Here is a 13,346-nt window from a genome sequence, read left to right on the forward strand (position 1 = left end):
AGCTGCAGCATGGCGGGAGTGCGACGCGCAGAACATTCGTTCCTTGCGATCGATGCCATCGACGCGGCCAATCGCATCCGCGCACTGTGATCGCGACCATTGGTAGAGCGCGCAATCCGTTGCAGCTGCAGCGTCGTCGCTGCGTCACTCGACGACGATGCAGCCGCAGATCGACCGCAAAATGTAGACGCGCGCGCGTGCCAGCGGCAGCGGCGATGCCTGGCGATGCGGCCGCAAGCGCACCGCGGCGCGATGCACCGCGCGTAGCGCCGCGACGGCGGACGCTAGCGCTTGGCGCTCAGCGCGCGGCTGCGATCGGCGAACAGGGCCTGATCGGCTTGGCTGTAGGCGGCGCGCTGTACGGCCGCATCGATGCCGCGCTGGAAGTCGGCGCGGAACGCCGACTCGGTGATGCGCTGGGCGATCAGGAACACCGCGTGCGCCGTGTCGGCGCCGACCGCCTGCGCATCGGGAAAGCCCTGGCGTCGGATCAGATCGGTCAGGCGCTCCTGGCTTTGCTTCTGCGCCATGCGCACTTCGCGTGCATACGCGCGCAACGAGACGGTATCGTGCTGCAGACGCTGCGGCGAGTAGTCCCGCTTGAGATCGGCGCGCGCCTGCGCGTCGTCGCTGATCAACTGCAGCAGTTGCGTGCGATAGGCCGGATTGGCCGGCGCCGCCGCGGCAGCGTCATCTGTCGGTGCACCGGTCGGACCCGCCGCGGCGATGCCGGTCAGCACGCACAACGCCGCTCCGAACGCCCAGCGTGTGGCGATTCGCATGATGATGTTTCCCCCTGTCGCCCGCGATACTAGACCAGCGCGCGCGGCCTGTCCGCGCCGCGGCGGCGACCGCACGCCGTTGCCCTCAGTGCGATGCCAGCTCGGCAAACGGCGTCACATCGACAACCCAACCGACGTCACATCACCTAGCCGATCACCCGCTTGAACGGCGGCAGCGCGTCGATGATGCGCTTGCCGTAGCGCTTGGTCAGCAGCCGCGAATCGAGAATGATCACGCGGCCGTGGTCGTCGGCGGTGCGGATCAGGCGGCCGGCGAACTGGGTCAGGGTGCGCAGCGCGTGCGGCACCGCGATCAGGTTGAAGGCGTTGAGGCCGCGGCTCTCGAACCATTCGCCGAGCGTGGCGGTCTGCGGATCGGTGGGCACCGCGAACGGCACCTGGGTGATGACCACCGTGGTGCAGGCCTCGCCCGGCAGGTCCAGGCCCTCGCCGAAGGAATTGAGGCCGAACAGCACCGAGCCTTCGCCGGCGCCGATGCGGCGCATGTGCTCGCCGATCATCTGCGACTTGGAGCCCTCGCCCTGCACCAGCACGCGGTTGCGCTGCGCGAGCGGCAGCAGGTCGGCCACCTTGAGCATCTTCCAGCGCGAGGTGAACAGCACGATCGAGCCCTTGCCCCAGTCCAGTTCGCGCACCAGGTAGCGTGCCACTTCGCGCGGATGGCCCTCGCGGTCGTCCGGCGCCACCGGGAACGCCGGCACGATCAGCTCGGCCTGGTTGGGCAGATCGAACGGCGAGGACAGCGACACCATCTCCGCATGCGCGGGCAGGCCGTTGTCGATCGCCAGCGCTTGGAAGTCGCCGCCGCCGGTGAGCGTGGCCGAGGTCAGCACCGCCGCGTCCACCTCGCTCCACAGCAGCGAGCGCAGCACCTGCGCGGCCGACACCGGCGAGCAATGGCAGATCAGATCGGCATCGCGCGAGGCGGTGATCCAGCGCGCCATCGGCGGCTGCCCGTCCTGGTCCTCGCGGCGCCAGCCCAGCCACAGCGCGTACTGCTGCTCGACCATCTCCAGGGCCATGCCCAGGTTGCGCTGCAGGCGTTCCTTGGCCGCATCCTCCTGCTTGGACTTGGCCGCCATCTGGTGCGCGGCCTGCACCCAGTTCAGCAGCGCCCCGGTGTCCTGCGCCTGCGCATCGATCAGCGGCTTCCAGTCCTCGGGCAGGCGGCCGTTGGGCGCGCGCCACATCGGTTCGTCCTGGCCCGGCTCCGGCACCCACACCCGTTCGATCTCGGCGCGGAATGCCTTCAGGCCCTTGGCCACCCGCGCGGCCAGTTCGACCGCTTCGTTGGGCAGCTGATTGCCGATGCGGTCCTTGTCGGCGAGCCGGTAGGCGGCGCCGACCAGCGCCTGCAGGCGGCCGGTGCGCCGCGCCATCTCGTCCAGCGGCAGGTTCGCCGCGCCCTGGTCGATGGCGACGCCGGCGATGTGGTGGCCTTCGTCGAGCACCAGCAGCATGTCCGACGGCGGCGCGATCAGCGGCTGGCCGTTGTCGCTGTCGCCCAGCGACAGCGCCGACAGCAGCAGGGCGTGGTTGGTGACCACGATCTGCGCATCGCGCACCTCGCTGCGCGCCTTCAGCACCGGACACTGCACCGCGAACGAACAGCGGCGCCCGGCGCAGCCGGCCGCATTGGTGGTGATGCGCGCACGCAGCGACGGCGGCACCGGCTCCGGCGTGGCATCCAGGTCGCCGTTCCAGGTCCGGTCGGCGTAGGCCTTGGCCAACGCCCGCGCCTGCTCGGCCTCGGCCGGGCTCAATGGGCGGTCGTACAGCGGCGCCTCGTCCTCGAACATGCTGTCCTGCGCGGCCTCGCCATGCAGCTCGGCGACGTTGCGCGTGCACAGGTAACGGGTGCGGCCCTTGGCCAGCGCCACCGTGGCCTCCAGCCCGGTGGCCTTGAGGAAGGCCGGGATGTCGCGCTCGACCAGCTGCGACTGCAGCGCCACCGTGCCGGTGCTGATCACCAGTTTCTTCTTGCTCGCCAGCGCGATCGGCACGCCGGCGGTCAGATAGCCCAGGCTCTTGCCGACGCCGGTGGGCGCCTCGGCCACGCCGACGCCGCCGGAGGTGCCCAGCGCGCGCGAGACCACGCCGATCATCTGGCTCTGCGCGCGGCGCACGCGAAAGCCCGGCGTATTGGCCTGCAGCTTGGCGTAGGCATCGCGGATCGCCAGCTTGACCGGTTCGGTGAGCTGACGCGGGGACGGGCCGGACGCGGGCGGCGTCGACGGCGAAGCGGAATCGGTCATCCCGGCATTTTCTCACGTCCCGTCGCAAGGACTGAAACGCGGGAAATGAACGGCGCTGCGCGCCGCGTTACGGCTGCGGCGGCGCGGCCTTGCGCGGCAGCGCCAGCCACAGCGCGCGCAGCAGCAGGCCCAGCCCGACCACGTACAGCGCATCGTCCAGCAGATGCACCAGCGCATAGGCGTCCGGATGGGTGCCGCGGAACTGGGGCGTCATCAGTTCCACCCAGCCCAGCACCGCGTTCAACAGGCGCGGCAGGATCGCGCCCATCAGCAGCACCGTCAGCCCGAGCCGCGCCAGCGTGCGTGCGCGGCCCGGCGCCAGCCGCGGGAGCAGCAGCAACGCGATCAGCGGCAGCAACAGCCGCGCCAGCAGGCCGAGCCCGCCGGTCAGCACGCTCATGTCCAACACCGGGTGCACGCTCATCGCCAACATCCTCGCCTCCCTGGACGACGCACGCCCTTGTTCTTCAGTGCGATGGCGCCCGCCGCGCCGGCAGGGCGAACCACAACGCCAGCACCAGCAACAGCGCGCTCACTGCAGTCAGCAGCGCGACGATCGCCTCCGACGTGACCATCCACAGGTTGGATTCGGTCGCGTTCGCCGCGCGCGACATCAGCCACGCCGGCAACAACGACATGCCCGTCGTTAGTACCACGACCAGCACCAGCACTCCCAACCCCCACAAGCCGAGGGTACGCGGCCGGCCAGGGCCGCGCGTGGCCAGCAACCCCAGCCCGACCGCAGACATCGCCAGGATCGGGAACTGGAACAGCGCGGTGAGCAAGAGATAGTTCACGGCGACAGAGTCCACGCGGGGTCTCCTCTTGATGGGCAGCGAACGGGGCGATCGGCGCCGACCAGGACCACGCCATAGGCGCGGCCCGGGCGTCCCTGCGGTTCTCGCAGCACGATCTCCCTGGACGCGGGTCGCCGCGACGCCATCAGCGCGGGTTTGCGACGCGCGGCGGCATGGCGAAGCGCAACGCCAGCACCACCAGCAGCATGCCCACCGCGAAGATCAAGGCGACCGCGCCATTGACGATGCCCAACAAGCTCGAGATCGACGAGTAACTATGGCCTTGGGAAATCAACCACATCGGCACGAACCACAACGCCAGCCCCAAGCCCAGGGCCAGCAGCAGGACCGCCAGCCCGCAGATTCCCAAGGTGCGCGCACGGCCGGGACGGCGCGTGAACAGCAGCGCCAGTCCAACCACATAGACCAGCGCGAGCGGCAACTGCGTGAGCAGTCGCGTCAGCACCTGCAGCATCAATGATTCGTCCATGCGTTTATTCCCGGATAGAGGGTGGAGGCGAAGTGTTTCAGTCGGCGCTGACCAGCACGGCATCGCGCTCGCGCAGCGCGGCGTACACCGGGTCGGTGTCCGGGCGCACGCCGTGCCAGGCCTCGAAGCTCTCGGCGGCCTGTTCCACCAGCATGCCCAGGCCATCCACGGTGTCGCGGCAGTGCGCCGCGCGCGCCCAGGCCAGGAACGCGATCGCCACCTCGCCGTAGTTCAGGTCCACCGCCAGGGTCATGCTGTTGATCAGCGACAGCGGCAGGGTGAAGCTGGCGGCCGGGTCGCGGCCGATGGTGGTGGCATTGACGATCAGCTCGAAATCGCCCAGCTCGCGCAGGTCCTCCCAGTAGCGCGAGATCGCGCGCGACGGCTCGCCCAGCGCATCGACCAGCGCGTCGGCGCGTTCCGGCGCACGGTTGACCACCACCAGTTGCTGTACGCCGGCCTCCAGCAGCGCCGGCGCCACGCCGCGCGCGGCGCCGCCGGCGCCCAGCAGCAGCGCACGGCGGCCGCGCAGGTCCAGGCCGTTGCGGCCGGTCAGGTCGCGCACCAGGCCGGCGCCGTCGGTGTTGTCGCCATGCCACTGGCCGTCGCGGAAGCTGAGGGTGTTGACCGCACCGGCCGACTGCGCGCGTGCGCTGTGCACCACGCTGTGGGCGAACGCGGCTTCCTTCAGCGGCAGGGTCACGTTGGCGCCGACACCGCCGGCGGCGGCGAAGGCGGCCAGCGCCGCGGCGAACCCGTCGGCCTGGACGTCGATCGCCTCGTACTGCAGGGCGATGCCGGTCTGCTTGGCGAAGGCGGCATGGATGTGCGGCGACAGCGAATGGGCGACGGGATGGCCGAACACGGCAAAACGGGAGTTGGGCATGGAGCGCTCGTTGGTTGTTTTAGACTGGCGGCGACATTCCATGGAATCCCTCATGCGGACCCCTGTCCTGCCGCTCGCGCTGGCCGCGAGTTTACTCTGCGCGCCGTGTGCGTTCGCGCTTTCCGAATTCGGCATCGAGGGCATGGGTGTGGTATCGACCGCCGCCGACGAGACCCGCGCCAGCGTCGCGCCCGACGGCCAGCGCATCGTCTGGGCCAGTCCCGACCGCGCCGGCGGGCCCGGCGGAGGAGACCTGTGGCAGGCCGTGCTGCGCAACGGCCGCTGGCGCGACCCGCAACCGCTGCCGGCGCCCGTGAACTCGCCGAGCCTGGACAGCGACCCGTTCTTCAGCGCCGATGGGCGCTGGCTGTACTTCGCCTCGGATCGCCCCGGCGGCCATGGCGGCAGCGACCTGTACCGCGCGCCGGTACTGGCCGACGGCGGCTACGGCGCGCCGCAGAACCTGGGCGCGGCGGTGAATTCGCCGGGCAACGAGCGTGCGCCGACCCTGTCGCTGGACGGCACGCGGCTGCTGTTCGCCAGCGACGGCCATGGCGGCGCCGGTGGCCTGGACCTGTTCGTGGCACGCCAGGAGGGCCAGGCGTTCGCAGCACCGCAGGCGTTGGCCGGGGTCAACAGCGCCGACGACGAGACCGATGCGGCGTGGCTGGGCGACGGCCGTGCGCTGCTGTTCGCGCGTGCCCATGGCGGTACGAGCAGCCAGGTGCTGCTGGCGCAATGCGCCGGCGGCCGCTACGTGGATCCGCAGCCGCTGTCGCTATCGTTCAACGGCAGCGACGGCCACACCGCCGGCGCCGTGCTGGATGCGTCCAAGCCCAGCGAACTGCTGCTGTCCGGCAGCGCCCGCGCGCCGAAGGCCGGCAAGCGCGACCTGTACCGGATCAAGGCACCGGCCGCCACCGGTAGCGGCGACTGCAGGTAAGCGGATTGCGCGGCGACGCGAGGCAGATGCCGGTCTGCTGCCGCGCCGACACACAACAAGCGGGACCAGAAGGCCGTTGTGGGAGGGACTTCAGTCCCGACGCATGGCACTCGGACGCATCGCCCGGGTCGCTACACGCGCGCATCCCGCTCGGATCAGAGGCTCCCTGAAATGGCTGCCACCGTCCTCAGCCCAGCATCATGATGCGCAGCGACGATCGGGGCTGGCACGCAAGAAGACCCTGGATCGCACTGCGATCGGCGCATCGCCTCAATACACATCGCGTCGATAGCGTCCATCCGCGCTGAGCGCATCGAGCGCGTCCTCGCCCAGGATCTCGCGCAACGCCGTATCCACGCCGCGCGCCATGCCGGCGAGGCTGCCGCAGACGTACACGGTGGCGCCACGCGCCACCCAGTCGCGAACCGCGTCGGCAGACTCGCGCAACCCGTCCTGCACGTAGCGCTTGTGCGCCTGGTCGCGCGAGAACAGCAGATCCAGGCGCTGCAGATGGCCGGCGTCGCGCCAGGCGCGCAGCTCGTCGCCGAACAGCGCATCGTGCGCGGCATTGCGTTCGCCGAACAACAGCCAGTGCCCCTGCACACCGGCCTGCGCGGCCTCGCGCAGCAGGCTGCGCAGGCCGGCGATACCGGTGCCGTTGCCGATCAGCAGCATGGGCGCATCGCCATGCCGGCGGAACCCGGGGTTGGCGCGCACCTGCGCGCGCAGCACCGCGCCCACCGGCGCATGCTGGCACAGCCAGCCGGCGCCCACGCCGGGGCGGCCGTCGTCGCGCAGGGTCAGGCGCACCACCAGTTGCAGCAGCCCGTCGGCCGGCACCGAAGCAATCGAGTATTCGCGCAGCGGCAGGGTCGGCAGCGCGTCCAGCCAGGCCTGCAGGTCGTCGCCCGGCGTTGGCGGCGTCAGCGCGCGTGACGCCAGCGCCTGCCACAGCGGCTGCCGCAGGCCATCGGCCTGTACCGCCTGTTCCGCGTCCAGCGCCTGTGCGGCGAGCCAGGTGCGGATCGCGTCGGCCGCATGGCAGGGCTGAACTTCCAGGATGTCGCCGGCATGCCAGTGCGCCTGCGGCGGCGGCACGAGGTCGATACGCCACACCGGTGCGCCGGCGCTGCCGGGATTGAGCAGGACGCGATTGGTCAGGCGCCAGTCCAGCGGCTCCGGCGCCTGCAGCACCGGCGCCGACGCCGCCACGCCGGTGAGCGCGGACAGTTGCCATTGCCACTGCGCCAGTGCCTGCGGATCGGCGTTGTCCACTTCCAGCGGCGGGAACAGCGCCTGTGCGCCCTGCGCGTCCAGCCAGTGCTGCACCTCCCGCGAGAAGCCGCAGAACTGCGGGTACTGGCGATCGCCCAGGCCGAGCATGGCGTAGCGCAGCTCCGGCAGGGCCTGCGCCTGGCGCAGCACGCGGCGCACGAAGCCGCGCGCCGCGTCCGGCGGTTCGCCGTCGCCGAAGGTGCTGACCACGAACAGCGCGCGCTGGCTGCCGCGTAGCTGGGCCAGGTCCAGCTGCGCCAGCGAACGCACCTCCACCGCCAGCCCGGCGGCCTGCAATTGCGCGGCGGTCTGCCAGGCCAGGCGCTCGGCCAGGCCGCTCTGGCTGGCAAAGCCCACCAGCCAGGCGCCGGCGGCATCGCCGACCAGCCCCGGCAGCGCGCGGCGCGCGGCGCGCAATGCGCGCTTCTTGCGCCGGCGGTCCAGGTACAGCATCCAGCCGGTGACGAAGAACAGCGACATGCACAGGCTCGCCAGCAGCATCGCCACGCGCCCGGGCAGGCCGAAGAAGCTGCCGCTGTGCAGCGCGAACATGCTGGTCAGCAGGCGCCGGCCCAGCGGTTGCTGGCGATATTCCAGGTGGCGCAGGACGCGGCCGCTGGCCGGATCGACCTCCACGCTGTCGTAGGCACGGTCGTGCGCCGGATCGGGCGGCAGGTAGCGGGCCACGATCGGCTGGCCGCTGCGGCCGGGCAGGCGCAGGTCCAGGTAGGCGCGCTGCGCGGCCGGCACGGTGGCGAGGGCCGCCTGCAGCCGCGCGTAGTCCACCGCCGGTGGCTTCCCGCCGCGGCCGCCTTCCTTCTCCTTGGGTGCGGCATCGCCGCCGAGCATCGCCACCAGCCCCTGCCGGTACCAGTCGTAGGACCAGTACAGCCCGGTCGCGGCGATCAGCAGGTACACCAGCAGACACCAGGTGCCGATCACCGAGTGCAGGCTCCACAGGAAGCTGCGCCCCTGCCGGTTCCACTCCACCGCCCACCAGGCGCGCCAGCTCCACCAGCGCCGCGGCCAGCGCAGGTACAGGCCGGACAGGCAGAAGAAGATCAGCACGAAGGCGCAAACGCCGGTGACCGCCTTGCCGCGCTCGCCGGCGGCCAGGCGCCGGTGCAGGTCTTCGACGAAGGAGAAGAACCCATCCAGGCGCGGCGCCGGCAGCACCGCGCCGGTGTAGGGGTCGAAGTACAGGCGGCCGGCGTCGCGGCCCGGCAGGCGCACCGCGGACGGCCGCGTGCCGGTCGGATCGATCAACACGCGGTTGCTGCGGTGCGCCCCTTCCAGGTCCAGGCGCCGCGCCAGTTCGGCCAGCGGCAGCGGCTGCTCGCCGGCGGCATGACGCGCGGCGATGGCGGCCAGCGGCGGATTGGCCAGGCGCACGATCTCGTCCTCGAAGGCGAGCGTGGCCCCGCTCAGGCCCATCACCGACAGCACCAGCCCGGCGCTGATGCCGAGCAGCCAGTGCAGCTGGAACAACAAGGACTTGATCACGTCGGCGCAGTGCGGGACAGGGCGGTCGCGCATTGTAAATGAGAACGCTTATCGCATGCGATTGATCCGTCGCCGCGCGGCGTCTACCGCCAAGCGTGACCCACGGCGCAGTTGCCATTTGCGGCACATCCAGCGGTCACCCGACAGACATCGAATCTCGCCAGTTTCTTCACCTCCCCTGACCAGCCGAGGTTCCTGCAATGTCCGTCTCCCTGCGCGGTTGTCTTGCCCTGCTTGCGCTGTTCGCCGCCCAGGCGGCAAGCGCCGCCACCAGCTGTCCCACGCTCTACGCCGGCGGCAAGGCGCCGACGCTCGACGCGTCGATCACCAGCCGCACCACCGAGGTCTGCCATACCGAATACGTGCTGATGGCCTCCGGCGTGACCAAGGGTCCGCTGTACTCGGCCGAGCACATCACCGACCAGCAGGTCGCCGGCGCCGAATCGATCGGCCGCGTCGGCTCCTTCCACGACGAGACCGGCATCCCGGCCGCCGACCGCTCGCACACCTCGGACTACACCAACTCCGGCTTCGACCGCGGCCACATGACCCCGGCCGGCGACGCCTCGACCACCAGCTCGGAGAAGGAAACCTTCTCGATGGCCAACGTGGTCCCGCAGGACCACAAGCTCAACACCGGCGAGTGGGCGCGGATCGAAGAGCAGGTGCGTCAGCTGGCCAAGCAGCGCGGCGAGGTCTACGTGGTCACCGGCCCGGCCTTCGACAGCGGCACGCGCAGCAGCATCGGCGCCGACAACGTGCAGATCCCGAACTACGTGTGGAAGGCGGTGTACGAACCGGGCAACGGCGCGGCCGCCTACATGTGCGTCAACGACAGCACCATCAACTGCGACGTGGTGTCGATCAACGACGTCATCACCATGTCCGGCGTGGATCCGTTCCCGGCGATCAGCGCCAGCATGAAGGCCAACCCGATCGCGCTGACGCTGCCGTAAGCGGGGATTCGGGAGTGGGGAGTCGGGATTGGTAAAAGCGTCCTGATTCCCTGCCCGGGTTGGGGGCGGCCGGAGGCGCGTGCGCGCCAGCCGGCCGCCACCGCAAGCGCACGCCCCTCAGGCGGTGTGCGCGGTCATCGCCTCGACCAAGGCCGCGAACACGGCACTGCAGGCGGCGCTGCCGCGCACGTCCTGGTGCATCACGATCCAGCTCTCCAGGCCGACGCGCACCTGCTGCGGCAGCACCGGCAGCAGCGCCGGCGTGCGACGCGCCAGGGCAACCTGGCAGAAACCGATGCCGCAGCCGGCGCGCAGCAAGGCCAGTTGCGCCAGGTCGCTATCGGCGCGCAACGCGAACGCCTCGCGCCGCCACGGCGGCAGCGCACTGCGGGCGGCGCGCAGGAACGGCGTTTCCGTATCGAAACCGATCAGCGCGTGCTGCGGCAGTTCCTCCAGTGACTGCGGCAGACCATGCCGGTCCACGTAGTCCTGGTGCGCGAACAGCGCCACTGCCACCTCGCCGACGCGGCGCGCGACCAGCACGTCCTGGGTGGGCCGGGTCATGCGTACCGCCACGTCGGCCTCGCGGTGCAGCAGGTCCTGCACCCGGTTGCTCAACACCAGTTCCAGCCGCAGCTGCGGATGCGCGCGGCGCAAGGCCGCCAGCACCGGCGGCAGCACTTCCGCGCCGATCACCTCGCTGGCGGCGATGCGCACCGTGCCGCGCACCGCATCGCCGTGGCGGCCCGCCGCGCGCTGCAGCGACGCGGCCAGGCTGCCCATCGCCTGCGCATGCCCGCGCAAGGCCAGGGCGGCATCGGTGGGCAGCAGGCCGGTCTGCGAGCGCACGAACAGCGGCACCGCCAGCGCCTGTTCCAGCGCCGCCACGTGACGGCCGACCGTGGGCTGGGTCAGCCCCAGCGCGCGTGCCGCCGCCGACAACGAGCCCTCCTCCAGCACCGCCAGGAAGGAGCGGTAGAGTTCCCAGCCGATCGTATTGTCCATACAGAAATGTATAGCTGGTCGGCGTTCTTCGCCAATTTTCTTCTGCGGCACCCGCACCGAGACTGAGCGCCGACCCCGACGGAGCGCTGCCATGTCCTCTTCTTCTTCCACGGCCCTGGTGCTGGGCGCCAGCGGCGGCATCGGCGGCGAACTGGCGCGGCAGTTGCGCGACGCCGGCTGGCAGGTGCGCGCCCTGCAGCGCGGCCTCGCCCACCCCAGCGCGGAGCGCGACGGCATCCACTGGCTCCGCGGCGATGCGCTGCAACGGGCGGACGTGCTACAGGCGGCCCGGGGCTGCGCGGTGATCGTGCATGCGGTGAACCCGCCTGGCTACCGGCGCTGGTCGGAGCTGGTGCTGCCGATGATCGACAACACCGTGGCCGCAGCGATCGCCGAGCGTGCCACCGTGGTCCTGCCGGGCACGGTCTACAACTACGGCCCGGACGCCTATCCGGCGCCGGACGAAGACGCGCCGCAGGCCCCGGTCACGCGCAAGGGCGCGATCCGGGTGGAACTGGAGCGGCGCCTGCAGGCCGCGACCGCACGAGGCGCGCGCGCCATCGTGGTGCGCGCTGGCGACTTCTTCGGCCCGCGCGTGGGCAACAGCTGGTTCGCGCAGGGGCTGGTGCGCCCAGGACGGCCGGTCACGACGGTGACCCTGCCGGGCGACCCGGGCGTGGGCCACCAGTGGGCCTATGTGCCGGACGTGGCGCGGACCATGCTGGCGCTGCTGCAGCGGCGCGAGCGTCTGCCGGCGTTCGCCCGCCTGCACATGGACGGGCACTGGGACGCCGACGGCACACAGATGGCCGCCGCGATCGCGCGGGTGGCGCAGCGCCTTGGCCTGGCGCCGCCGCGCACGCGCCGCTTTCCGTGGCCGCTGCTGACCCTGGCCCAGCCGTTCTGGCCGCTGGCGCGCGAACTGCACGAGATGCGCCCGCTGTGGCGGCACCCGCTGCGCATGCGCAATGCGCGGCTGCTGGAAGTGCTCGGCGAAGAACCGCATACGCCGCTGGACGTGGCGGTGGAGGCGACGCTGCAGGGGCTGGGCTGTCTGCCGGCGGCGACACCATCGACATGACGCCGATGTATACGTAGGCGCGGCTGACGCCGCGCCTACGAAGATCCACGCAAATGGATCGCAAGATCGCCGCCTGTACAGGAGCGACTTCAGGGCACCTCGAATGACGCATCATTGCCGCGGCTCGGCATGATGTGCTGTCTCGATGGCAGGAGTGGCTTGAACCGCTCCTCCCAATGGCCTTCGCCGTTGCTGGAGGTGCCCTTCAGTCGCGACAGGGCCTTCCCGAGAACGGCGTCGCAACGGAGGCGCCTCCAACAAGCGGACGCCGGCTCAGCGCGCCTCGCGCAGCCAGCGCGCCACCTGCGGCGCGAAGTAGGTCAGCACGCCGTCGGCGCCGGCGCGCTTGAACGCCATCAGCGACTCCAGCACGCAGGCGCGCTCGTCCAGCCAGCCGTTGCCGATCGCCGCCTTGAGCATCGCGTACTCGCCGCTGACCTGGTAGGCGAAGGTGGGCACGCGGAATTCGTCCTTCACCCGCCGCACCACGTCCAGGTAGGGCATGCCGGGCTTGACCATCACCATGTCCGCACCTTCTTCCAGGTCCAGCGCGATCTCGCGCAGGGCCTCGTCGCCGTTGGCCGGGTCCATCTGGTAGGTGGTCTTGTCGGCCTTGCCGAGGTTGCCGGCGCTGCCCACCGCCTCGCGGAATGGGCCGTAGAACGCCGAGGCGTACTTGGCCGAGTAGGCCATGATGCGCACGTGCAGATGTTCGTCGGCATCCAGCGCGCGGCGGATCGCGCCGATGCGTCCGTCCATCATGTCCGAGGGCGAGACGATGTCCACGCCGGCCTGCGCATGCGACAGCGATTGCCGCACCAGCGCCTCGACGGTGATGTCGTTGAGCACGTAGCCGCGGTCGTCGATGATGCCGTCCTGGCCGTGGCTGGTGTACGGATCCAGCGCCACGTCGGTCATCACGCCCAGCTCCGGGAAGCGCATCTTCAGCGCGCGCACCGCGCGTTGCGCCAGGCCGTCCGGGTTCCAGGCCTCGGCCGCGTCCAGCGACTTGCCGGCCGGGTCGATCACCGGGAACAGGTCGATCACCGGGATGCCCAGTTCCAGCGCGGCCTCGGCCTCTTTCAGCAGTTCTTCGATCGACAGCCGCTCCACGCCCGGCATGGACGCGATCGGGGTGCGCCCGGGCACGTCGTGCACGAACACCGGCCAGATCAGGTCGTCGACGGTGAGGGTGTGTTCGCGCATCAGGCGGCGCGAAAAGGCATCGCGGCGCATGCGCCGGGGGCGATAGTGGGGATGGGCCACGTGCAGGCTCCTGGGTGGGCGGATGTTGGGAGGCCGCGCCAGTCGCGCGGCCGATGCCGCCAGGCACCGCAGGCCGCGCCGCCGGC

At 71.0% G+C, this 13,346-nt stretch carries 12 protein-coding genes; 3 read left to right on the top strand and 9 right to left on the bottom strand.

Annotated features, from left to right (window positions below):
- Positions 1-284: 284 nt before the first annotated feature.
- The 6 genes from ACHWVH_RS14215 to aroE all read right to left on the bottom strand — a co-directional run bounded on the left by ACHWVH_RS14215 (position 285) and on the right by aroE (position 5,231).
- A complete protein-coding gene (locus ACHWVH_RS14215; protein ID WP_295928840.1) occupies positions 285-782 on the bottom strand; it encodes a hypothetical protein in 498 nt (165 codons plus the stop codon).
- A 146-nt stretch (positions 783-928) separates the two neighbouring features.
- Positions 929-3,058 carry an ATP-dependent DNA helicase DinG gene (gene dinG, locus ACHWVH_RS14220; protein WP_394687427.1) on the bottom strand — a complete coding sequence of 710 codons (2,130 nt, stop codon included), beginning with the start codon at positions 3,056-3,058 and terminating at the stop codon, positions 929-931.
- Positions 3,059-3,125: 67 nt separating this feature from the next.
- Positions 3,126-3,482, bottom strand: coding sequence for a hypothetical protein (locus ACHWVH_RS14225; RefSeq protein WP_295928837.1), 357 nt, complete (start codon positions 3,480-3,482; stop codon positions 3,126-3,128).
- A gap of 43 nt (positions 3,483-3,525) precedes the next feature.
- The gene (locus ACHWVH_RS14230) at positions 3,526-3,870 is read right to left on the bottom strand and encodes a hypothetical protein (protein WP_267112586.1); all 345 of its coding nucleotides are present in this window, start codon (positions 3,868-3,870) and stop codon (positions 3,526-3,528) included.
- Positions 3,871-4,000: 130 nt separating this feature from the next.
- Positions 4,001-4,345 (bottom strand): hypothetical protein, encoded by a 345-nt coding sequence (locus ACHWVH_RS14235; protein ID WP_152236827.1) that lies wholly within the window; start codon positions 4,343-4,345, stop codon positions 4,001-4,003.
- A gap of 37 nt (positions 4,346-4,382) precedes the next feature.
- Positions 4,383-5,231, bottom strand: a complete 849-nt coding sequence (aroE, locus tag ACHWVH_RS14240) for a shikimate dehydrogenase (RefSeq protein WP_267100105.1) — start codon at positions 5,229-5,231, stop codon at positions 4,383-4,385.
- A 52-nt stretch (positions 5,232-5,283) separates the two neighbouring features.
- On the opposite strand from aroE, the gene ACHWVH_RS14245 reads away from it, so the two are divergent.
- Positions 5,284-6,174 carry a TolB family protein gene (locus tag ACHWVH_RS14245; protein WP_394687428.1) on the top strand — a complete coding sequence of 297 codons (891 nt, stop codon included), beginning with the start codon at positions 5,284-5,286 and terminating at the stop codon, positions 6,172-6,174.
- Between the two features lie 270 nt (positions 6,175-6,444).
- Here the strand turns inward: ACHWVH_RS14245 and ACHWVH_RS14250 are convergent, their stop codons facing one another.
- Positions 6,445-8,952: a PepSY domain-containing protein gene (locus ACHWVH_RS14250; protein WP_394687437.1), complete on the bottom strand. Its 2,508-nt coding sequence runs from the start codon at positions 8,950-8,952 to the stop codon at positions 6,445-6,447.
- A 200-nt stretch (positions 8,953-9,152) separates the two neighbouring features.
- On the opposite strand from ACHWVH_RS14250, the gene ACHWVH_RS14255 reads away from it, so the two are divergent.
- Complete coding sequence (locus ACHWVH_RS14255) at positions 9,153-9,908, top strand: DNA/RNA non-specific endonuclease (RefSeq protein WP_048491289.1); 756 nt, start codon at positions 9,153-9,155, stop codon at positions 9,906-9,908.
- A 117-nt stretch (positions 9,909-10,025) separates the two neighbouring features.
- Here the strand turns inward: ACHWVH_RS14255 and ACHWVH_RS14260 are convergent, their stop codons facing one another.
- Complete coding sequence (locus ACHWVH_RS14260) at positions 10,026-10,913, bottom strand: LysR family transcriptional regulator (RefSeq protein WP_295928829.1); 888 nt, start codon at positions 10,911-10,913, stop codon at positions 10,026-10,028.
- 91 nt (positions 10,914-11,004) lie between these two features.
- Here ACHWVH_RS14260 and ACHWVH_RS14265 point away from each other — a divergent pair, with 91 nt between their 5' ends.
- Positions 11,005-11,994, top strand: a complete 990-nt coding sequence (locus ACHWVH_RS14265) for an NAD-dependent epimerase/dehydratase family protein (RefSeq protein ID WP_394687429.1) — start codon at positions 11,005-11,007, stop codon at positions 11,992-11,994.
- 273 nt (positions 11,995-12,267) lie between these two features.
- On the opposite strand, the gene hemB is transcribed toward ACHWVH_RS14265, so the two are convergent.
- Positions 12,268-13,260 (bottom strand): porphobilinogen synthase, encoded by a 993-nt coding sequence (gene hemB, locus ACHWVH_RS14270; protein ID WP_152181559.1) that lies wholly within the window; start codon positions 13,258-13,260, stop codon positions 12,268-12,270.
- Between the last annotated feature and the right edge of the window lie 86 nt (positions 13,261-13,346).

Origin of the sequence: uncultured Xanthomonas sp., from assembly GCF_964278005.1 — a bacterium.
Taxonomy (GTDB): Bacteria; Pseudomonadota; Gammaproteobacteria; order Xanthomonadales; family Xanthomonadaceae; genus Xanthomonas_A; species Xanthomonas_A sontii.

Excerpts from the sequence above, each read along its gene's own strand:
- ACHWVH_RS14260 (WP_295928829.1), bottom strand. The coding sequence starts at position 10,913 with ATGGACAATACGATCGGCTGGGAACTCTACCGCTCCTTCCTGGCGGTG.
- ACHWVH_RS14265 (WP_394687429.1), top strand. The coding sequence starts at position 11,005 with ATGTCCTCTTCTTCTTCCACGGCCCTGGTGCTGGGCGCCAGCGGCGGC.
- ACHWVH_RS14235 (WP_152236827.1), bottom strand. The coding sequence starts at position 4,345 with ATGGACGAATCATTGATGCTGCAGGTGCTGACGCGACTGCTCACGCAG.
- aroE (WP_267100105.1), bottom strand. The coding sequence starts at position 5,231 with ATGCCCAACTCCCGTTTTGCCGTGTTCGGCCATCCCGTCGCCCATTCG.
- ACHWVH_RS14225 (WP_295928837.1), bottom strand. The coding sequence starts at position 3,482 with ATGAGCGTGCACCCGGTGTTGGACATGAGCGTGCTGACCGGCGGGCTC.
- ACHWVH_RS14215 (WP_295928840.1), bottom strand. The coding sequence starts at position 782 with ATGCGAATCGCCACACGCTGGGCGTTCGGAGCGGCGTTGTGCGTGCTG.
- ACHWVH_RS14245 (WP_394687428.1), top strand. The coding sequence starts at position 5,284 with ATGCGGACCCCTGTCCTGCCGCTCGCGCTGGCCGCGAGTTTACTCTGC.
- dinG (WP_394687427.1), bottom strand. The coding sequence starts at position 3,058 with ATGACCGATTCCGCTTCGCCGTCGACGCCGCCCGCGTCCGGCCCGTCC.
- ACHWVH_RS14255 (WP_048491289.1), top strand. The coding sequence starts at position 9,153 with ATGTCCGTCTCCCTGCGCGGTTGTCTTGCCCTGCTTGCGCTGTTCGCC.